This is a genomic window from Propionivibrio soli (assembly GCF_025770765.1).
GTDB classification, from domain to species: domain Bacteria; phylum Pseudomonadota; class Gammaproteobacteria; order Burkholderiales; family Rhodocyclaceae; genus Propionivibrio; species Propionivibrio soli.
Genome location: NZ_JANZKY010000001.1, coordinates 89,991 through 111,256 on the forward strand (window position 1 = coordinate 89,991; position 21,266 = coordinate 111,256).

The 21,266-nt window shown below is 61.7% G+C and carries 17 protein-coding genes; 10 read left to right on the forward strand and 7 right to left on the reverse strand.

What is annotated here, in order from left to right:
* Window positions 1-40 precede the first annotated feature (40 nt).
* The 6 genes from NZ453_RS00445 to NZ453_RS00470 all read right to left on the reverse strand — a co-directional run bounded on the left by NZ453_RS00445 (window position 41) and on the right by NZ453_RS00470 (window position 7,351).
* Window positions 41-901: a MurR/RpiR family transcriptional regulator gene (locus NZ453_RS00445; protein ID WP_263768284.1), complete on the reverse strand. Its 861-nt coding sequence runs from the start codon at window positions 899-901 to the stop codon at window positions 41-43.
* A gap of 210 nt (window positions 902-1,111) precedes the next feature.
* Window positions 1,112-2,107: an inositol 2-dehydrogenase gene (iolG, locus tag NZ453_RS00450; RefSeq protein ID WP_263768285.1), complete on the reverse strand. Its 996-nt coding sequence runs from the start codon at window positions 2,105-2,107 to the stop codon at window positions 1,112-1,114.
* Between the two features lie 46 nt (window positions 2,108-2,153).
* Window positions 2,154-3,185 (reverse strand): ABC transporter permease, encoded by a 1,032-nt coding sequence (locus NZ453_RS00455; protein WP_263768287.1) that lies wholly within the window; start codon window positions 3,183-3,185, stop codon window positions 2,154-2,156.
* A 90-nt stretch (window positions 3,186-3,275) separates the two neighbouring features.
* A complete protein-coding gene (locus NZ453_RS00460; protein ID WP_263768288.1) occupies window positions 3,276-4,826 on the reverse strand; it encodes a sugar ABC transporter ATP-binding protein in 1,551 nt (516 codons plus the stop codon).
* Window positions 4,827-4,908: 82 nt separating this feature from the next.
* Window positions 4,909-5,847, reverse strand: a complete 939-nt coding sequence (locus NZ453_RS00465) for a sugar ABC transporter substrate-binding protein (RefSeq protein WP_263768289.1) — start codon at window positions 5,845-5,847, stop codon at window positions 4,909-4,911.
* 439 nt (window positions 5,848-6,286) lie between these two features.
* The gene (locus NZ453_RS00470; protein WP_263768290.1) at window positions 6,287-7,351 is read right to left on the reverse strand and encodes a LacI family DNA-binding transcriptional regulator; all 1,065 of its coding nucleotides are present in this window, start codon (window positions 7,349-7,351) and stop codon (window positions 6,287-6,289) included.
* Between the two features lie 240 nt (window positions 7,352-7,591).
* Between NZ453_RS00470 and NZ453_RS00475 the strand changes: the two genes are divergently transcribed.
* The 10 genes from NZ453_RS00475 to NZ453_RS00520 all read left to right on the forward strand — a co-directional run bounded on the left by NZ453_RS00475 (window position 7,592) and on the right by NZ453_RS00520 (window position 20,564).
* Complete coding sequence (locus NZ453_RS00475; protein WP_263768291.1) at window positions 7,592-8,497, forward strand: sugar phosphate isomerase/epimerase family protein; 906 nt, start codon at window positions 7,592-7,594, stop codon at window positions 8,495-8,497.
* A gap of 82 nt (window positions 8,498-8,579) precedes the next feature.
* Window positions 8,580-9,395, forward strand: a complete 816-nt coding sequence (locus tag NZ453_RS00480) for a TIM barrel protein (protein ID WP_263768292.1) — start codon at window positions 8,580-8,582, stop codon at window positions 9,393-9,395.
* Window positions 9,396-9,432: 37 nt separating this feature from the next.
* Complete coding sequence (iolG, locus tag NZ453_RS00485) at window positions 9,433-10,446, forward strand: bifunctional inositol 2-dehydrogenase/D-chiro-inositol 1-dehydrogenase (protein ID WP_263768293.1); 1,014 nt, start codon at window positions 9,433-9,435, stop codon at window positions 10,444-10,446.
* Between the two features lie 230 nt (window positions 10,447-10,676).
* Entirely contained in the window at window positions 10,677-12,380 is a 1,704-nt protein-coding gene (locus NZ453_RS00490) for a methyl-accepting chemotaxis protein (protein WP_263768294.1), read from the forward strand.
* A 485-nt stretch (window positions 12,381-12,865) separates the two neighbouring features.
* Window positions 12,866-13,960 carry a transaldolase family protein gene (locus tag NZ453_RS00495; RefSeq protein WP_263768295.1) on the forward strand — a complete coding sequence of 365 codons (1,095 nt, stop codon included), beginning with the start codon at window positions 12,866-12,868 and terminating at the stop codon, window positions 13,958-13,960.
* A 28-nt stretch (window positions 13,961-13,988) separates the two neighbouring features.
* Window positions 13,989-15,011, forward strand: a complete 1,023-nt coding sequence (locus NZ453_RS00500) for a Gfo/Idh/MocA family oxidoreductase (protein WP_263768296.1) — start codon at window positions 13,989-13,991, stop codon at window positions 15,009-15,011.
* Between the two features lie 258 nt (window positions 15,012-15,269).
* Window positions 15,270-17,123 carry a 3D-(3,5/4)-trihydroxycyclohexane-1,2-dione acylhydrolase (decyclizing) gene (iolD, locus tag NZ453_RS00505; RefSeq protein WP_263768297.1) on the forward strand — a complete coding sequence of 618 codons (1,854 nt, stop codon included), beginning with the start codon at window positions 15,270-15,272 and terminating at the stop codon, window positions 17,121-17,123.
* Between the two features lie 79 nt (window positions 17,124-17,202).
* Entirely contained in the window at window positions 17,203-18,105 is a 903-nt protein-coding gene (gene iolE / locus NZ453_RS00510) for a myo-inosose-2 dehydratase (protein ID WP_263768298.1), read from the forward strand.
* Window positions 18,106-18,115: 10 nt separating this feature from the next.
* The gene (iolB, locus tag NZ453_RS00515; protein ID WP_263768300.1) at window positions 18,116-18,916 is read left to right on the forward strand and encodes a 5-deoxy-glucuronate isomerase; all 801 of its coding nucleotides are present in this window, start codon (window positions 18,116-18,118) and stop codon (window positions 18,914-18,916) included.
* A 130-nt stretch (window positions 18,917-19,046) separates the two neighbouring features.
* Entirely contained in the window at window positions 19,047-20,564 is a 1,518-nt protein-coding gene (locus NZ453_RS00520; protein ID WP_263768301.1) for a CoA-acylating methylmalonate-semialdehyde dehydrogenase, read from the forward strand.
* A gap of 169 nt (window positions 20,565-20,733) precedes the next feature.
* On the opposite strand, the gene NZ453_RS00525 is transcribed toward NZ453_RS00520, so the two are convergent.
* Window positions 20,734-21,189, reverse strand: coding sequence for a hypothetical protein (locus tag NZ453_RS00525; RefSeq protein WP_263768302.1), 456 nt, complete (start codon window positions 21,187-21,189; stop codon window positions 20,734-20,736).
* Between the last annotated feature and the right edge of the window lie 77 nt (window positions 21,190-21,266).

Below are 21,266 nucleotides of genomic sequence, written 5' to 3' on the forward strand. Positions count from 1 at the left end.
AGCCCGGCCGAAACACGGCCGTGCCCGTCTTGTGACTTTTTCAGTCGGCGCTCGTTCTTTCGTCCGAGCGCTCCATATTGAGTTCGAGACGGTACGCCAGGGCGATGAACAAGGCCTGGGCCAGACTCATCGTTCCCGCCATGGCGCGGAAGTAATATGCTTCCGCCTCCTGGACCGTCAAGGTTACCGCCGCCGCCCGGGAAATCGGCGACAGCGAACTATCGGTGATCGCAACGACTGTCGCTTGTCGCTCGACGGCCAGTTCGGTGCAGTAACGCGTCTCCGTGCCGTACGGCGACATGCTGATCGAGAGCAGAACGTCGCCCTTCGACAGCCCCTCGATCTGTTCCTTGAACATGCCGCCCATGGCGTCGACGAGGATCACGCGCTTGCGTGTTTGCGGCAGCACATACGCGAGATAGCTTGCCACGGGGAACATGCGCCGCACGCCCATGATGTAGATATGCTGCGCCCCTTGGAGGATACCGACCGCTTTCTCGAATGCCCGGTCGTCGAGCGTGGCGCTGATCGACGCGATGCCGGACTGGCAGGTTTCGAGGAAGCTGCGCGCAAGGTCCGGGCTTTTCATTTGCGCTGGGTGCTTGCTGATCACGGCCCGGATGCGTTGCTGGTAATTGCCCACCGATACGCCGCTGGCGTAGGCATCGCGAAAAACCGCCTGCAAGTCGGAAAAGCCTGAGAACCCGAAATGCTGGGCAAAACGCACCACGGCGGATGGCTGCACGCCGCAGGCATCGGCGACGTCCCGGATGCGCACGACAACCATGTGCTGACGATTCTCGGTGACGTATTTGGCGATCAGTTTCAGTTGCTTGGAGAGCCCGTCGTACTCCTGGGCCACCCGTTGCACCAGATCCTCAACCCTGCTGTCTTGGTTCATATTCTTGGTCCACGCCGTTTCCCGGACCGTCGGCGCCCCGTGCGCCTTACGGTTGCCGGATTGTAGCGCACGCCACCGCCGTCCGGCCGCCTCGTGATGCGACTTGCAGACGCCGGGAAAACACCGCCCCGGCACGCGGCCGCCACCGGCGAACTAGGCCGGTCAGGGCGAACCCAAACGCGCCGGGGCGGCAGAACCGAAGACCAGCCTTCAGCGCAAGCTGATGATGCGTCCTTCCCGCCACGATGTCGTCGCGGCGTCGGCGAGTTCAAGCGCCTTGACGCCGTCCTCGATGCCGACACGGAGCTTCTCATGCCCGCCCAGTGCGGCAACGAAGTGATCAAGCTCGTTGCGGTAGGCTTTTTCATAGCGCTGCAGGAAGAAGTGTTCGGGCTTGTCGAACGAAACGACGTCCGTACCCCATGCCGCCACTTCCGTCGGACGGTGGTTGCCAGCTTGCAACAGGCCTTTCGAACCCAGCACCTCGAAGCGCTGATCGTAGCCGTAGGCCGCACGGCGCGAGGTATGGATCTGGCACAGCTTTCCGGACACGGTACGGATCGTCACCGCGGTGGTGTCGGCGTCGTTCGCCTCGGAAGCGATCTTCGGGTCGGTCAATGCGCTGGCGGCCGCGTAGACCGTCTGTGCCTCGTCGCCGAGAATCCAGCGAAAAATGTCGAAGTCATGAATCAGCATGTCCTTGAAAATGCCGCCAGAACGTTTCAGGTAATCGACCGGCGGAGCGCCGGGGTCGCGGCTGATTACGGTCAGCGCTTCGAGAACACCGATTTCGCCTTGCTCGATACGCGCCTTCACGGCGGCGAAGGTCGGGTCGAAACGACGCTGGAAGCCGATCAGACACGCTTTGCCCGAGGCCTTCACGACCTTTTCGCACTCACGCGCCCGCGCCAAGTCGAGGTCAACGGGTTTCTCGCAGAAGATGTGCTTGCCGGCAGCGGCGGCGCGCTGGATGAGGTCGGCATGCGTATCCGTCGACGAACCGATCAGGACGGCGTTGATCGCCGAATCGGCAAAGATCTGATCCACCGTCAGGACGCGCGTGCCGAGTTCGGCCGCGAGTTTCGCCGCCGGGTCGGGTATTGCGTCCGCCACGCCGGCGAGCCTGACCGCAGGATTGAGGGCGGCATTGCCCGCATGAATCCGGCCGATGCGGCCGGCGCCGATGACTGCCATGGTGATTGCCATGATGTGAGCTCCCTAAGAACGATTACTGGATTTAGCCATATTCCCGTTAAACCGAGCGACGCGTCTTCTGCCGGTATTGGTCGGCGACGACGGCGGCGACGATGATGATGCCTTTGACGATCTCTTGATAGTAGGCGTCGATACGCAGGAAGGTGAACCCGGAGGTCATCACGCCGAGGATGATCGTGCCGATCACGGTGCCCGTGATGCGCCCCGCTCCGCCGCTCAGCGACGTGCCGCCAATGACCGCACCCGCGATCGCGTCAAGCTCGTAACCCATGCCCATGCCGGCTTGCCCGGTGATGGCGCGCGCCGACGTGACGATCCCGGCCAGACCGGAGAGCAAGCCGGCGAGGCAATAGACGACGATCAGGTGGCGGCCGACGTTGATGCCCGAAACACGCGCTGCCTGGCGGTTGGCGCCGATGGCGTAGGTGAACTTTCCGTAGCGCGTGTAGCGCAGTGCAATATGAAAGATCAGCGCCACGATCAGGAAGATGACAACCGGGATGGCACCCGAGCCGATCCACGCATAGTCATCGGTGAGCATGCTGACCGGCGACCCATGCGTATACCACTTGGCCAGTCCGCGCGCCGAGACGTACATGCCGAGCGTGGCGATGAAGGGCGGTATCGCCGTGTAGGCGATCAGCGCACCGTTGATCCAGCCACAGACGAGCCCGACGAGTATGCCCGAAATGATCGGCCAGAATACCGAGATCCCGGTGAGCGAAGGATAGACGGCGCGCGCGTACCCGGCTTCCTGCGCGAGACTTGCGGCGACCATCGCCGATAGGGCGAGTACCGATCCGGACGAGAGGTCGATGCCGCCGGTGATGATGACCTGCGTGACACCGACAGCGATGATCCCGATGACCGACATCTGCAGGATCATCACGATCAGGCGTTCCTTGTTGAGCAGGAAGCTTTGCCCGATGATGATCCAGCCCAGCGCTTCGAAAACCAGCGCGACGCCGATCAGCACCAGGAAGATCCGGGCCTCGCTCGGCAACCTGATCTTGCGCGTCTTTTCTGTGCTCTTGGTCATGTCGACCGTGGCTGCGTTCCCTACTGCCATGACATTTCCTCCGTGTTGCGATCTGTTGTGCCGTCGAATGCGGCTTGACGAAAGAGAGCCCGGATGCTGTTGCGGCTCTCGTCGTCCGTTTTACTTGGCGGCCAGCTCCATGATCTTTACCTGATCGGCTTCGGCCCGATTCAGGATTCCGGTCACCCGTCCTTCGTGCATCACCAGAATGCGGTCGCTCATGCCCAACACTTCCGGCAGTTCCGACGAAATCATGATCACGGCCACGCCGCGTCCGGCCAGGCGGGTGATGAGCTTGTGGATCTCGGCCTTGGCCCCGACGTCGATACCGCGCGTCGGCTCATCGAGAATCAGGATGCTCGGATTGGTGAGCAGCCAGCGGCCGATCAGCACCTTCTGCTGATTGCCCCCGGAGAGGTTCTCGACGCGCTCGTACATCGTCGGCGTCTTGACGCTGAGCTTGGCGCTCATCTCCTTGCATTCTTCGGTTAGCTTCTTTTGTTCGACGAACCCCCCGCGCACGAACTTCTGCCCGACGACCGCCATTTGCATGTTCTCGAGCACGTCGAGGATCAGGAAGCAGCCGCTTTCCTTGCGGTCTTCGGTGAGAAACGAGATTCCCTGGGCGATGGCCTTGCTCGGCGAGTCGATGTCGACCTTCTTGCCGTTGATCTCGATCGTTCCCGACGTGGCCGGCGTCACGCCGAACAAGGCCTCGGCGACGTTGCTGCGGCCGGAGCCGATCAGCCCCGCGAAACCGAGGATTTCGCCGGCCCGCACATCGAAGGAGACGTCCTTGAAGACGCCGTCGAGCGTGAGGTTGCGCACCGAAAGCCGGATATCCCCGATCGGCACTTCCTCCTTGGGGAACATCTGCGTGATTTCCCGCCCGACCATCATGCGGATGATGTCGTCGCGCGTCACATCGGCGGCACGTTCCGTGCCGATATAGCGGCCATCTCTGAAAACGCTGACTTCGTCGGCGATCTCAAAGAGCTCGTTCATCTTGTGCGTGATGTAGATGATGCCTTTTCCCTGATCACGCAATTGACGGATGATCGTAAACAGGTGGCCGACCTCATGCTCGGTGAGCGCGGACGTCGGCTCGTCCATGATCAACACGTCGGAATTATAGGAAACCGCCTTGGCGATCTCGACCATCTGCCGGTTGGAGATGGATAGGTGCTGGATCTCGATCTCGGGATCGATGTCGATATTGAGTGCGTCGAACAACTCCTGCGTCTTGCGGCGCAACTCGCCGTGATCAATGAGGCCGAGCGAATTGTGCGGCTCGCGACGGATCCAGATGTTTTCCGCCACGGTCATGAAAGGCATCAGATTCAGTTCTTGGTGAATCATCGCGATGCCGTTCTGCAGCGCATCCAGCGGCGAAGTCAGGCGCATCTCGCGACCATGCAGGTGCATCGTGCCTTGGTCCGGCACATACACGCCGGCCACGATTTTCATCAGCGTCGATTTGCCGGCGCCGTTTTCGCCCATCAGGGCGTGTACCGTACCCGGGCGGATCCGCAGACACACGTTATCGAGCGCGACGACGCCGGGAAACGCCTTACGCACGCCTGCGACTTCAAGCAGGTATTCGGATTTAGCCCCTTGCGGGTCAGCCGGCGCAGGCGAAGCGACGGCGCCGATGTTGTCGATACTGCCCATGATTCTTTCCTCCAGAGACTTGTAAGCCGGGCGCGGCGCGTGTCGTCGCGCCCGGCGGAGTGCTTATCCGGATCCGGAAGAATCAGTTCTTGCTCATGTACTGGCTGAGGTTGGCGGGAGTGACGAGTTCGAACGGAATCCAGACCATCGACGGAACCTTCTCGCCCTTCATCAGTTTCAGTGCCGTATCAACCGCGCCCTTGCCCTGGCCGGCGGCGTTCTGGAACACCGTGACCTTCATATCGCCCGCCTTCATCGAGGCCAACGCGTCCTGCGTCGCGTCGATACCGGCGACGATCGTCTTGTCGAGCAGCTTCGAAGCTTTCAGCGCTTGGACAGCACCAAGAGCCATTTCGTCGTTGTTCGAGACGACGGCGTCGAACTTCATGCCAGCGCTGATCCAGTTCGTCATCAGGTCATTACCGTCGGTGCGCTGCCACTTGGCCGTACGCTTGTCGAGAATCTTGATACCGTTGCATTCCTTCGTGGCAACGACGTCTTCGACGTCCTGCGTACGCTGACGCGCGGCCTGGTTCGCGAGGTCACCCATCATGACCAGGATGTTCCCCTTGCCGCCCATCAACCGGCAGACTTCCTTCATTTGCAGCGTGCCCGAATCGACTTCATTCGATCCGACATACGCGACACCGGCCGGCAGCGACTTGTCGGCAGGCTGACGGTTCACATACACCAGCGGAATCTTGGCTTCGGAAGCGAGCCGGGTCATCTTCGGCGTTGCATCCGTATCGACGGCGTTAACGATGATCGCATCGACCTTCTGTGCGATGAAGTTCTGAATCTGGTTCAGCTGCCGACCGACGTCGGCTTGCGCGTCTTCGAACTGCAGATCGACGCCCTTCTGCGTACCGGCGTATGTCTTCATGCCGTTACGAAGCACGGTCAGGAAGTTGTCATCGAACGAGGACATCGTGACGCCGATCTTGGCCGCCGAGGCGGGCATGCTGGCGAGAGAGAGGGCGACCAAAGCGGATGCAGCAAGCGTTTTGACAAAAGGCTTCATACGTACACCTCCAATGCGTAAATCGGATATGTCCGAAGCGGACGGTTTTTATTCGACCCCGTTACCGGGGCCTTTCACCGGACGCGTTGCAGGACGCGCCGGTGCTGCTGCGCCTACGCGTTTCGCCGTCAAACGCCGGCGAAACAGAAACACACTGCAAAACCTTTTCCGATACCGGCCATCGACCCATGCCAGCCAGCCGACGCCAGCAAACACATTTCTTGTTTTTTCGTCGCGGTCGGTCATTTAGGCCGCCGCGTTTTTTGTGTGCGCTAACGATAAGAGGATTGAGAAAAAAATGCAAACAATATTTCACTAGAGCATAAAATTCGAAACGAGGTTCTATTTTTGTCTCGAACCGGGACGATGGGAAAGGCGATTCGCCGCGCGGAGAACGTGCTCAGGCACCTCACGAAACGCGGTAAAACTGTGGGCCGAGTCAGCGAATGTCAGGCAAATAGGGCGTTTGGCGGGAGTTCTCGGCAAAATAGAGCCGGAAATCGACGCGTTCTCCGGCCAACGGGTCGTGTTCCACGACGCCGCACTTGAAGAGCAGGTGTTGCAGTGCGGCCATGATCTGGTTGTCCGGGTCCTGATCGATCACCACGTCGAGCAGGCCGCTTTGCATGTACTGGCGGTGATCGTCTGACATTTCGTGTGTCACCCAGCAGATATCCCGGCCGATGCCGTATTTGCGTAGTGCCGCCTCGACACCCGGCGAACCGGCTCCGCTGTTGTAGATCGCGGCGATCGGCTCGCCGTCGCGCAAGGCGCTGGCGACGCCAAGGAAGCAGCGGTCGGGATCGTCGTAGGTTTCCACCGTCCGCACGTCGCACACGAGCCGGGGGGCGAAGCGGGCCAGCACGTCGCGGCACCCCGCCGTGCGATCGACGTGTCCCTGATAATCGGTGCGGCTGCTCAGGATGACCACGCGGCCGCTGTTCTGAGCCAAATGGCCGATGAGGTAGCCGGCCGTGCGCCCCGCGCGGTAGTTGTCGATTCCGGCGTATTGAAGCGCTGGGACACCACCGATGTTGGTTACCACGGCGACGGCCGCTTCGCCGCCTGACGTCGCATCGAGCAGCGCCGCTCGCACCTGCTCGGTATCCGGGGCCGCCAGAATCAGCCCCTGCCGGCGATATGGCGGTTGCCGTATCGCTTTAGCGAAGAGATCGTTACGGTGCTCAGGCAGAAAGGCGCGGTGCACGACGATGCGGCGATCGAGCATCTCCATCAGGCGCTGCAACGCGAACCCGAGGCGCCGGAAGAACGGCGTGTCGTTGACCGGCAGCAGGACATCAAGATGAATCAGGCCGTGCCGTGTCTGCGGAAGCAGGCGCGGCACGCCGAGACGTTTGGCCGCCGTAACAACCTTTTCACGCGCGGCCGCCGAAACACTGCCGCGTTCGTTGAGAACGCGGTCGACCGTGGAGGCACTCACCCCCGCCGCCGCGGCGATTTCGACAAAACGCGGTGTTTTCTTGCGACGCTCGCCGGTAGCCAAGCGACCCACCTCACTCCGCGCAAGCTTTACCTTGGCGAAAAAGAATAACGAAACAGAACTCTGGCTGCACCCTACGTCGTTTGACGATAAATCGTCAAATTCGCAGATGCGAAGCGGAGGCACGTTTCCTATATTGGCCGACATCGAAGTGCCTCTGTCGTCGTATTCACAGCCGATGGCGCCTCGCGCATCGGCGCCCCGCACTGCCCGACAAGGCATAGAAACGGAAAGGAGACCCGGGTGAAAATCGCTCTTGACCCCTACATGCATCGCCACCTCGATCTGCCCGGCCTCTGCCGCTTGACGGCCGAACTCGGTTACCAGTACATCGAACTCTCCCCGCGCGCCGACTTTCTCGACTGGTGGGTCATGCCACATGCCTTTCCGGAACGGATCGCCGAGTTCAAGAAGGCGATGCGGGAACACGGCGTGCAACTGGCAACGCTGCAGCCGATGTACCGTTGGGCGAGCCCGTTCGAGGACGAGCGCCAGGTGGCAATGAAGTACTGGAAGCGCGCGATCGACATCGCGGTCGAGATGGGCTGCGAGTTGATGATCTCGGAGTTCGGCCGCGGCGCATCACCCGAACGCTCCGTGGGCATGGGCCCGGCCGTGAATGGTAAGGAAGCGTGCGAAGCGGCGTTCTGGCGCTCGATGGAAGAACTCGTGCCGGTCTTCGAACGGGAAGGCGTCGTTCTCTCGATCGAGCCGCATCCGGAAGACTGGGTGGAGACGTTTCATCCCGCGTACGACGTGATCCGCATGATCGGCTCGCCCAACGTGAAGATGTCGTATATCGCCCCCCACACCTTCTACTACGGCGATGACATGGCCGCCATGTTGCGCGAGGCGGCCCCGGTTCTGAGCCACGTACGGGTCGCCGACACCTACAACCACAAGGCGTCGTCCGGCCTCCGCTACATTGTCAACCCGCCGGGGGCGCAGGTGCGCGTGCACCAGCATCTCGACATCGGGCAGGGAGAGATCGACTGGGATGTCTTTTTCGCCACACTGGCCGAGATTGGCTTCGACGGCGTTTTGTCGTCCTGCGTGTTTGCCTGGGAAGACCGCGCCGAGGAGTCGTCACGCTTCATGCGTCGCGAGATCCAGCGCTATGTCGACAAGTACTGGCACCAGGCTGCCTGACGAGAGTCCACGGGGCACAGCACTCGACGATTGGCCCGACACTAAAGCCGCGCTTCAACAACTTCAACAGGAGGTCGCAAACATGAGCCGCATTCGTTTTTCCATCAACCGCATCAGCTCGCCACGCATCTCTTTCGATGCTTTCCTTGCCATGTGCAATCGCTTGGGCGTCGACAGCGTCGAGATCCGCAACGATCTGCCGGGCACCGAACTGCAGGACGGCACGCCGGCACCGATAATCAAAAACTCAGCCGCCGCAGCGCACATCACGGTGCGTACGATCAATGCGCTTTATCCGTTCGACGTCTTTACGCCGGAACTGCGCGAGAAGGCCGTGACGCTCGCCAAGTACGCAAAGGAGAGCGGCGCCGAAGCGCTCGTCATGTGTCCGCTCAACGACTGGAACGACAAACGCACGCCCGCCGAACGCTACGCCGACCTCGTGCGCTCTTTGTGCGAACTGCGCCCCATCCTTGAAGACGCGGGGTTGCTTGGCCTCGTCGAACCGCTCGGTTTCCAGCAGTGCTCGCTGCGTCGCAAGTCGGACGCCATCAAGGCTATCTACGACGCGGGCGCTGAGCGCGCGTATCGCCTGGTCCACGACACTTTTCACCATTACCTGTCGGGCGAGGACATTTTCTATCCCGACATGACGGGCCTCATCCACATCTCGGGCGTCGAGGACAAGGCATTGCAGGATGCCGACATGCGCGACGAGCATCGCGTCCTTGTCGGCACGGCTGATCGGCTTGGCAATCTACGGCAGCTCAAGATCATGCTCGACCGCGGTTACCAGGGCGTCGTTTCCTTCGAGCCGTTCGCCCCCGAGATCATGGACGCCAGCGATAGCGAAAGCCGCCTGCGCGCCAGCATGGACTTCGTGCGCGCCAACGTTTGAGTTCATCCCGGTCTTTTCCAAAACAAGAGGAACGATCATGACTCTGAAAATCGGCGTCGTCGGAACCGGCGCCATCGGCCAGGATCACATTCGCCGGATTACGCAGGCGCTGTCCGGAGCTGAAGTCGTGGCGGTTAACGACATCAATCCGCAACAGGCCCGCGACACGGTCGCCAAATACGGGTTGCACGCCGAAGTGCATGCCGACGGAGAAGCGCTCATTGCGTCGCGCGACGTCGAGGCCGTCCTCGTCACTTCATGGGGCCCAACGCACGAACTCTTCGTTCTCGCCGCGCTGGCCGCCGGCAAACCGGTGTTCTGCGAGAAGCCGCTGGCGACGACGGCGGACGGATGCCGCCGCATCGTCGACGCCGAAATCGCGGCCGGCAGGCGCCTCGTGCAGGTCGGCTTCATGCGCCGCTACGATGTCGGCTATCGCGATCTCAAGAAGACGATCGAACAGAACGCCATCGGCACCCCGCTCATGGTGCACGGCGCTCACCGCAATCCGGCCGTCGGCGACGGCTACAAGACGGACATGGCGATCACGGATACGCTGATCCACGAGATCGACGTTCTGCGCTGGCTGCTGCGTGACGACTACACGTCGGCGCAGGTCATCTATCCGCGCAAGACGCGCAATGCGTCCGGCCACCTCGCCGATCCCCAGATCATTCTCCTGGAAACGACGACGGGCATCCGCATCGACGTCGAGGTCTTTGTGAATTGCGTCTATGGCTACGACATTCAGTGCGAGGTCGTCGGCGAGACAGGCATCGCGCGCCTGCCGGAACCTGCGCGCGTGTTGATGCGCAGCGGCGCCAAGCGTTCGGTCGAGATTCTCACCGACTGGAAGGAACGCTTCATCGATGCCTACGACGTCGAGATTCAAGCCTTCATCGACGGTGTTCGCACTGGAGAGCTCACCGGCCCCACGGCGTGGGACGGCTACGCCGCAGCGCTTATCGCCGACGCCTGTGTCAAGGCGCAACGCACGGGGGCGATCGAACCGATCGCGATACCGCCGCGGCCATCGTTTTACGACGCGTAACGAAAGTGGCCCCGCCTCGCCGGGGCCACTTTTGCGTGCCGCTTCTGCCAGAGCTCTCGGCCGTCTTCACCCTCCACGTTTCGCCCTCGGCTATTGCGTTGACGTTCGATCATGCGATACTCGAAAAAGAAGTCGCAGCAAACGCCAGCTCGTATGTAGATTAACTACAAGAATATGGACAGACACGCTGGGCGCCAGGGATAACTCATACGTCATGCAGAGGGGGTTCTATGATCGGCATCGGCTTGGGCAATTTCAGCGTCAAGAAAAAGCTCGGCTTTTTGATACTGTTCGCGATTCTGATGCTCTTGGTCGTCGGCGTCGCGGGACTAGCTGGGGCGAAGCGCATCGACGGCGCGCTCACAGTCGTTTCTGAAGACAAGCTGCCGGCGGCAAACGAGCTGGCAACGATCCGCAACAGCATGGCGACGCTACACAGCGTGTGCCTCGAAGCGTCGCTGTGGCGCGAGAAGAAATACTCGCAGAAGTACTTCAAGAACATTTTCCGCCGCATCGAGCCACTCAATACCGAGCTGATGAAGGCAATGGAGAATTACGAGAAGCTCGGCCTTTCGGAAGAAGAAACCGAAGCCTGGAAGAAATTCAAGGAGACGTCGGCCAACTGGCACACCTACGCAAAACGCACGGCGAAGGTCATCGAGCAACTGGCAAACAACGACGACAACGGCAGCAACACCGAAGAGGCGATGGCCAAACAGGCGCAGTACTTCGACGATTACGACATGTCGATGGCGCCGTGGGGTGTCGTCGAACCGGCGTTGCAGAAGGCGCTGACCGCTCTCGTCGAAGCCAACGCGAAATCGGGCGAAGGCGCCGTTGAAGCGGGCAGAACGGCGAGCAAGGCGGCGTCGGTCGCGATCATCGGCGTCTCGGCCGTCGCCGCCTGCATCCTGGTCGTCCTCGGTTTCTTCATGAGCCGGGGGATCATCGCGCCGCTCGAGAACATGCGGCGCTCGATCGTCACCGTGGCGACCGACAACGACTTCACAAACCGCGCGGCGGTTACGTCGCGCGACGAGGCGGGACAAACCGCTGTAGCGTTCAACGAACTCATCGAGCAGATGCAACGTTCGTTGCGCGAGGTTCTCGATAACGCCGGGCAGGTGTCGAGTGCCGCGCACCAGGCGGCCGACGTTTCTAAGCAGGTTTCCGACGCGTCGAACAACCAGAGCGAAGCTGCGTCGGCGATGGCCGCGGCCATCGAGCAGATGACCGTGGCGATCACGCACATCAACGACTCGGCGCGCAGTGCGCTGCAGCGCGCGCAGGAAGCGGGAGCCGCGGCGGACTCCGGAGCGGAAACGATTTCCGGGGCGAACGCCGAGATGGCCGAAATCGCCGGCACGGTGCACAACGCGGTGCGCGACATCAACGAGGTCGGTGTGCAGTCTGGCAAGATTTCGATGATGGTGCAGGTGATCAAGGATGTCGCCGATCAGACCAACCTGCTGGCTCTGAACGCCGCGATCGAGGCGGCACGCGCGGGAGAACAGGGGCGCGGATTCGCCGTCGTCGCCGACGAAGTACGCAAGCTGGCCGAGCGGACGGCTTCCTCGACGACCGATATCGCGGGCGTCGTCGCGGCGATGCAGGCGTCGACGAAGAACGCCGTCACGGGCATGGACTCCGTCGTGCAGCGCGTCGACGTCGGGCAGAAGCTCTCGGATCAGGCCGCGCAGCGGATGGGCGAGATCCAGGGCGAAGCCAAGCACGTCGCAGACGCGATCCACGACATCGCTATCGCGCTCGACGAACAGAGCACCGTCGCCCAGGACATCGCTCGGCGCGTCGAAACCGTCGCCCGCATGTCGGAGGAAAACACAGCCGCAGCGACCAACACAGCCAAAGTCGCCGAAGGGCTGGACCAACTGGCCGGCGCCTTGCGGCAGACCGCCGGGCGGTTCAAGGTGTAGTTCCGCAGAGCGGTTGGGCGCCCGCTGCCCAGAGCGGCGGGCTTCGCCGCCTTGCGATGCCCACCGGTACTCCTGGCTTTCTCTCCTCAGCGCGAATCCGGCCCCGAGCGCCCGACCCTCTGCCTCGCAGTTCTCGGCACGTTCCTTCCAGCAATTCCCCCGCGAACCCAGCCACGGCCTTTCCACGTCTCGCGCCACGCCAGAAAAATGTTCATCTAGCGCGTCGAGATAGGGCGTTAAAAAAAGACAAAATAGAATGCTAGTTCTAATTGACTTTGATATTTAGAAAATATATTGTTTACGCAAGGTTGAGAGGGTCAATGACGAGTGGATTCGGAAAGCGGTAACACGATCAAGAAAACCGCGACCGGTGCACAACGAAATTCGCCTTGATCAATGAACTGGTCGCGCTCCGCTTGCGGGGCACGCACGAATCAACCTCAGGGCCATTCATCTACCGCTAGCCACTAACGAGGTATGTGCAAATGAACAACAGTCAGCAAGCCGCTCAGAGCCCCCTATCCCTGACGACCGCCAACTACGTGACGGATTTCTGGAACGACTCCTGTGCGGTCGACGAACTGCAGTACGCGATCGCCAACGGCGGCGTCGGCGCGACGACCAACCCGAGCATCGTGCTCAACGTGCTGAAGAAGGAACTGCCGGCGTGGCGCGACACCTTGGTGCGCATCTTCAATGAGAACCCGACCTGGGGCGAAGAGCAGATCGCCTGGAAATTGATCGAGGAGATGGGCCTGAAGGGCGCCCAGTTGCTGATGCCGATCTTCGACCGCGAACGCGGACGCAAGGGGCGGTTGTCGATGCAGACGAACCCGGCGTTCTACCGCAACCCCGAGGCGCTCGTCGAACAGGCCGTTCATTTCAACAGCCTCGCGCCGAACGTGCAGGTGAAGATTCCGGTGACCGCTGCCGGCATTCCCGCGCTGGAAGAAGCCACCTACCGCGGCGTAACGATCAATGCCACGGTCTGCTTCACCGTTCCGCAAGCCATTGCCGTTGCAGAGGCCGTTGAACGCGGATTGAAACGCCGGGCGGCCGAAGGCAAGAACTGCGACATCTTCCCGGCTTGCACAATCATGGTCGGCCGCCTCGACGACTGGATGAAGGTCGTCGCACAACGCGACGGCATCGCGCTCACTCCGGGATACGCCGACTGGGCCGGCGTGGCGACAATGAAAAAGGCGGCGGCCATCTTCAAACAGCGCGGCTACCGTGCGCGTCTGCTCTCCGCGGCCTACCGTCATCACCTGCACTGGTCCGAGTTCATCGGCGGCGACATCATCCTGACGATTCCGCACGAGTGGCAGGTGCTGTTCAACAACTCCAAGGTCGAGGTCAAGGAGCGCATGCAAAACCCGGTCGATCCGAAGATCGTGGCCGAGCTTTACGACCTGGTCCCGGACTTCCGGCGTGCCTACGACGAAGACGGCATGACGGTCGCCGAATTCGACGACTACGGCGCCACCCGGCGCACGCTGCGCGGCTTCTGCGACCACTACCACGAACTGCTGTCGATCGTGCGCGACGTGATGATCCCGAACCCGGACAAGAAGAAGTAATCCCTGTAACCAAGACACGGGAAACGTCATGACGGAAAACGTACGCATCGGCATCGTCGGGCTTGGCCGGCTGGGCAAGCGCCACGCGCTGAACCTCGCCGGTTCTGTTCCCGGAGCATCGTTGATCGCCGCCGCCAGCCCGGTCGAAGAGGAACGGCGCTGGGCGCGCGATCATCTGCCGCAAGCCAGCAGCTACGCCTCGCTCGAAGAGTTGCTGCGGCACGACGGGCTGGATGCCGTCTGGCTCGTCACACCGACCTCGCTACACGTCGAACAGATTGAAGCTGCGCTGCTCGCCGGCAAGCACGTCTTCTGCGAGAAGCCGCTGGCGCTGACGCTGGAATCCTGCGATCGCGTTCTGGAACTGGCGGAGAAACGTCCACGGCAGGTGGCAATGATCGGCTTTACCCGCCGTTTCGATCCCGCCTACGCGATGTTGAAGGAGCGTATCGACGCAGGCGAGCTCGGCCGCGTATATCGCCTGCACTTTGAATCGCACGATCCGATCGATCCGCACGGTTTCTTCGTCAAATTTGCTCCTACGTCAGGCGGCCTGTTCCTCGATTGCGGTATCCACGACGTCGACCTGGCACGCTGGATGGCGGGAAACTCGCGGGCGGTACGCGTAAGCGCGAGCGGTTGCTGCCACCAATATCCCGGACTTGCGGAATGCGGCGACATCGACACCGGTGTCGGCACGATCGAGTTCGAGAACGGCCTGATCGCTACACTGTTCATCTCGCGTACCTCGCATCGCGGCTACGAAGCTACGCTGTGGGCCAACGGAACCCTGGGCGGAATGCTGGCCGGCAAGGACATCGCGGCCCCGGCCCTGATTGCCGAATCCGGAAACATGCAGCATCGGCAAGGGCTGCCCGATTTCTTCGCACGCTTCTCCGACGCTTTTCTCGTCGAAGCCAAAGCCTTCGTCGACGCTTTGCGCAGCGGCCAACCGTCGCCGCTGACACTTGCCGACGCGCGCGAGGCGACACGCATTGCGATCGCTTTGCGTGAGGCCTACGAAGGCCGGCGGACGATCGAACTCGACTGAATCTCGAAATGTGTATCACCGGAATACGCCTCCTGCCATCTGCGATTAGAATTTTTGTTCCGTTATGATAAATATCGAGAATTTCCGTTGCACTAAAGCCGAAGGCGCGCTATCTTTCCCGAGTGGGAAATGGAGCAATTTGGGGAGCAATCCCGGTCCCCGGGAGAGCACCCGGCGAGGCGCGCCGAGCACGTTCGCAGAAGACCTAAACGGGCGTTTTTGCGCGGTGCGGGAGACAAAAACAGCGGAGGTCAGGTAATGACGACAATTCGTTTGACGATGGCGCAGGCACTGGTGCGTTATCTCACTGCACAACGCGTAACAACCGGCAACGGAACCGAGCCGCTTTTCGGCGGCATGTGGGCGATTTTCGGGCATGGAAACGTGAGCGGTCTGGGTGGGGCGCTGTATGCGGTTCGCGAGACGTTCCCGACGTTCCGTGCGCACAATGAACAAGGCATGGCTCTTGCGGCGGCGGCGTACGCCAAGGCACACTTCCGCCGACGCATCATGGCCGTGACGACGTCGATCGGCCCGGGCTGTACGAACCTGGTGACAGCCGCCGCGACCGCGCACGTCAATCGTCTGCCGATGCTCTTGCTTCCGAGCGACGTCTTCATCTCGCGCGCGCCGGATCCGGTTCTGCAACAGGTCGAGGACTTCCAGGACGGTACGGTTTCGGCCGTCGACTGCCTGCGTCCGGTGTCGCGTTATTTCGATCGCATCGTCGCGCCTTCGCAATTGCTGACCGCATTGCCGCGCGCCATCGCCGTACTCACCGACGCAGCGCAATGCGGACCTGTTACCCTGGCCTTGCCGCAAGACGTGCAATCGATGGCCTACGACTGGCCGGAAGAATTCTTCGCCGAGCGCGTTGTGCATTTCCGTCAGCCGCCCGCCGACCCGGGCGAAGTGGCCGCCGTCGCGGCAGTGCTGCGTAATGCCAAGCGCCCGCTGGTGGTCAACGGTGGCGGCGTTCTCTACAGCAAGGGCGGCTGTGCCGCGCTACGCGCGTTTGTCGAAAAACACGGCATTCCGGTCGGCGAGTCGCAGGCCGGCAAGGGCGCCCTGCCCTGGGACCACCCGATGCTCTCCGGCGCGATCGGTGTGACCGGCTCCACGGCGGCCAACGCACTTGCCGAAGAAGCGGACGTGGTCATTGCCGTCGGCACCCGATTGCAGGACTTCACCACCGGCTCACATGCTTTGTACGCTCAGGCCAAGCTCGTTTCGATCAACGCGGCACCTTTCGACGCCATCAAGTGGAGCGCGACGGAAATGGTCGCCGACGCGGCGGTCGGGCTCGCGGCGTTGTCCGCTGCCCTCGGTACGTGGCAATCTGAGACCGCCTGGCGCGAGAAGAGCGTGAAGCTCAACGACCAGTGGCGGCGCATGGTGAAAGAGATTGTCGTCAGTCCGCGCGCCGACCTGCCTACCTACGCCGAAGTCATCGGTGCGGTGCAAGCCTCGTCGCCGGATTCCGAGACGCAGGATATCGCGGTGTGCGCCGCAGGAACGCTGCCGGCGGAGCTGCACAAGCTCTGGCGCACGTCGACACCTGGCGGTTATCACATGGAATACGGGTATTCGTGCATGGGCTACGAGGTCGCGGGTGGCGTCGGCGTCAAGATGGCGCATCCTGACCGCGAAGTCATCGTCATCGTCGGCGACGGCAGCTACCTCATGCTCAACAACGAGCTCGCGACGTCGGTGATGCTGGGTCTGAAGATCATCGTCGTCGTCACCGACAACGCCGGCTACGCCTGTATCACCCGACTGCAGAAAGCCTGCGGCGGTGCCCCGTTCAACAACATGTATGTCGATTGCCTGCAGGGACCGCACGGCATCCCGGCGATCGACTTCGCGCTCAACGCACGTTCGCTCGGTGCCAACGCGGAGACGGTGACCAGCGTCACCGAGTTGCGCGAGGCGATGGTCCGCGCACGCGCTTCAGACAAATCGACCCTGATCAGCATCACCATCGACGGGCCGCAATGCACCGAGGAAGGCGGCGCTTGGTGGGAAGTTGGCATTCCGGAAGTATCGGAACGCGCCGAAGTTCGCGCCGCACGTGCGCAGTTGGAGCAGGACAAGAAGAAGCAGAGGCTTTGAACGCTGGCGGCGAGCACCTCGCAATCCGCATCGATCGAAAAACCGGACAAGACTGACTAAGCGTAAATAAGGGACAGACATGGGAAAACTAAGTGTACGCATCGGGATCAACCCGATCTCTTGGACCAACGACGACCTTCCTCAGCTCGGTGGCAATACGCCGCTTGAGACCTGCCTTTCGGAAGGCACGGAGATTGGTTATACGGGTTTCGAGCTCGGCAACAAATTCCCGAAAGACCCGGCGGAGCTCAAGTCGAAGTTGGCAGGCTACGGTGCCGTCGTGGTTTCCGGCTGGTACTCCGGAAATCTCGCGGAAGGTACGCTGAAGGATGAAATCGAAGCCGTCGGCCCGCACCTGAAGAAGCTCGTTTACAACGGCTGCAAGGTGATGGTTTACGGCGAAGTCGCCGGTTCGGTTCAGGGCCAGCAGCAGACACCGCTGTCGCGCCGTCCCAAGTTCGAAAACCTCGATCAGTGGAAAGCGTATGCCGAAAAGCTCGATGCCTTCGGCGCCTACCTCAAGAGCAACGGCATCACGCTCGCTTACCACCATCACATGGGCGCGTACTGCGAAAGCCCGCAGGATCTCGACACGCTGATAAAGCTGACGACGCCGAATGTTGGCCTGCTGTTCGACACGGGCCACATCACTTTCGCCGGTGGCGACGCCCTCGCCGAGTTGCGCAAGCACATCGGGCGGGTGGTGCACGTGCATTGCAAGGACGTGCGCAAGGCCGTGATGCAAAAGGCGCGCAACAACGACCAGAGCTTCCTGAATTCGGTGCTCGACGGCGTATTCACCGTTCCAGGCGACGGCATGATCGACTTCGAGCCGATCCTCTCGCTGCTCGCCGATCACAACTACAGCGGCTGGCTCGTTGTCGAAGCGGAACAGGACCCGGCCGTCGCGCCTAGCTATGAGTACGCGAAGAAGGGCTTCGATTACCTGACCGCGCTCGTCGCGAAGATCAACGGAAAGTGAGGGCGCCCGCGTGAGCAGCAAGCTTCTCGTAAAAGCCCGCCCGGGCAAGGAGATCGCCTCGGTCACACCGGAATCCGCCGGCTGGGGATACGTCGGCTTCGTCGCCTATCGTCTGCAACCCGGCGAATCAGTTTCGTTCGCCGACCCGAAGCGCGAGGCCTGTCTTGTCGTGTTGAGCGGCAAGGCGCGCGTGCAGGCCGGCGATCTCGATTGCGGCGAAATGGGAACGCGCGAAAGCGTCTTCGACGACAAGGCGCCGGACGCGGCTTACGTCCCGAACAACTGCCGCGTCAGCGCGACGGCAGTAACCGCTTGCGAGATCGCGATCGCGCACGCACCGGGATTTGGCACCTATCCTGCCAGGGCGATTCCCTCCACGTCGATCAAACGTTCGGTGCGCGGCGAAGGAACCAATCAGCGCTTCGTGACGGACATCCTGCCGGCCAGCGAACAGGCCGACAGCCTGCTGGTCGTGGAAGTCATCACGCCGTCGAGCCACTCGTCAAGCTACCCTCCGCACAAGCACGACACCGACGCGTTGCCCAACGAGAGCTCGCTCGAAGAAACTTACTATCACCGGCTCAATCCGGCGCAAGGCTACGTGCTGCAGCGCGTGTATACGGACGATCGGAGCCTGGATGAAGCCGTCGCCGCGGAGGACCACGACGTGGTGATGGTTCCCAAGGGGTACCACCCGGTCACCGTTCCACACGGCTATACCTCGTATTACTTCAACGTCATGGCCGGGGAAAAGCGTAGCTGGGTTTTCCGCAACGACCCGGCGCACGAGTGGATGTTGCGCAAGGACTGAATCGCTCCGGCCGCCCGCTGAACCAACGGGCAAGTGCCGGAAATGCCGCAGAAAGGCCGCACGGACCGGATACGCCGCCGCGGCATCGGGCAGGAATCCGTATTCGAGTACTTTTTGGAGGAAGCAAGCAATGGCCGGTATCAAGCGTTTGAAAGTCTGCATCAACAACGAGTGGGTTGAATCGAGCACGTCCAAATACATGCCGGTCATGAACCCGAGTCTCGGCGTCCAGATCGCCGAGGCGCCCTGCTGCACGCAAAGCGAAGTCGATGCCGCGGTGAACGCCGCTGCCGCCGCTTTCCCGGCCTGGTCGAACACACCCATCCCTCAGCGCATCCAGCTGATGTTCCGTTTCAAGGCCCTGCTCGACCAACACCTCGACGAGTTGACGACGCTGCTCGCAACAGAAATGGGTAAGGTACTCGCCGAAGCCAAGGGCGACGTGCTGAAGGCGATCGAAGTCGTCGAATGTGCCTGCTCGTCGCATTACCTGATGCAGGGCGATACGTGCATGAACGTCGCCAACGGCTACGACACGGTGTCCTTCCGCGAACCGCTCGGCGTCTTCGTGGGTATCGCACCATACAATTTCCCGGCGATGATCCCGATGGGTTGGATGCTGCCGTTCTGCATCACCACCGGCAACACCTTCGTCCTGAAGGCCGCCTCGATGGTGCCGCAGACGTCGATGCGCATGCTCGAACTGCTGATCGAAGCCGGCTTGCCCAAGGGCGTCGTCAACCTCGTGACGTGCTCGCGCGTCGAGGCGGACTCGCTGCTCGTCAATCCGAAGGTCAGAGGTATCACCTTCGTCGGCTCGACCTCCGTCGGTCTGCATATCTACTCGACCGCCGCCGGCGCAGGCAAGCGGGTGCAAGCCCTCTGCGAAGCCAAGAACCACGCACTGGTGATGGAAGACTGCGTGCTTGAGCGCACCGTCTCCGGCATCATCAACTCGACCTACGGCTGTGCCGGCCAGCGTTGCATGGCCCTGCCGGTGGTCTGCGTGCAGGAATCGATCGCTGACGAGTTCGTCGCGTTGCTCAAGAAGAAGGCGCAAGAACTGAAGCTCGGCGCTGCGTACCTGCCCGAATCGCAACTCGGGCCGTTGGTCTCGGCCGCGCAGAAGCAGTCGGTTGAAAACTGGATCGCCCGCGGTGTCGAAGAAGGCGCCAAACTCGTGCTCGACGGTCGTGGCGTGAAGGTGCCCGGCTTCGAGGACGGTTATTTCGTCGGGCCGACGATCTTCGACCACGTGAAGCCGGAACATGCGATCGGCAATGACGAAGTCTTTGGACCGGTCACCTGCGTCAAGCGCGTGAAGAGCTTCGAAGAAGGCCTGGCGATCATGAACGGCAACCGCTTCGCCAACGGCTCGTGCATCTACACCAGCTCGGGCTACCACGCCCGCGAGTTCGCCAAGCGCACGCACGGCGGCATGGTCGGTATCAACGTCGGCATCCCGGTCCCGTTCTCGATCTTCCCCTTCACCGGGCACAAGGATTCGTTCTTTGGCGACCTGCACGCGATGGGCAAGGATGGCGTGGCCTTCTTCACCGAAACGAAGGCGGTCACTTCGGTTTGGTTCACCGACGAAGACGCCCGCAAGGCGGTTTCAACGTGGGATGGAACGCTGACACGGAACTGATGTAAGCAACACCGGCCCGCGGCGGCGGGCCGCTTTCTTTCTCTCCTCTCAAGGCCATGGTCTCGCGGCGCCTGTCCGATTCTCCCAAGACTGGCGCCGTCTTTTTTTGTGCGCGTTGAAAAGCGTCAGCAGAAGATGGCGTTGCTCCACCGCACCACATTGAGACCGCTCAGGCCGCCGCCCGGATACCGTTGATGGGGGCAATGGAGCAAGCCGACAGTTGGGTCTCAAGCCGCTCGACGATACGTGGATGCGGCCACAAGGCCAGTGTTTCCAGCCCCTGCACCTCGACCCGGGTCGCCGCCGTCTCCTGTCCTTCGAAGTAGATGCTGAATGCACCAGTGAAGGCGTCTTTCACGACGTAGCGCTGCGGCAACAGGAACGACGGAGGAATCCCCGCCCGGCCGACCTTCTCCCACCCGTAGCGGTTGGGCGTGTCGTTGCATACCGGAACCCGGAACGCTACCGGGAGCGAGATGATCTCTGCGCCCGCGAGGCTGGACGCGCACGCGGCGAGGAAGACTCGTGCCGTGCCGTCAGCGAGCCACTGACAGTAAGCGTGCGTGCCCGCCTCCGAGAGTGGGAACTTCAGCAGGTCGCCAGGCTTCTTGATGATGCGTGCCATCGTGTCCTCGGTGCTTACTGCGCCAACGGCCTCCGGATGCCGGTTAGCCGCTCTGCCGGCAAGAGATCCCCGTCCGT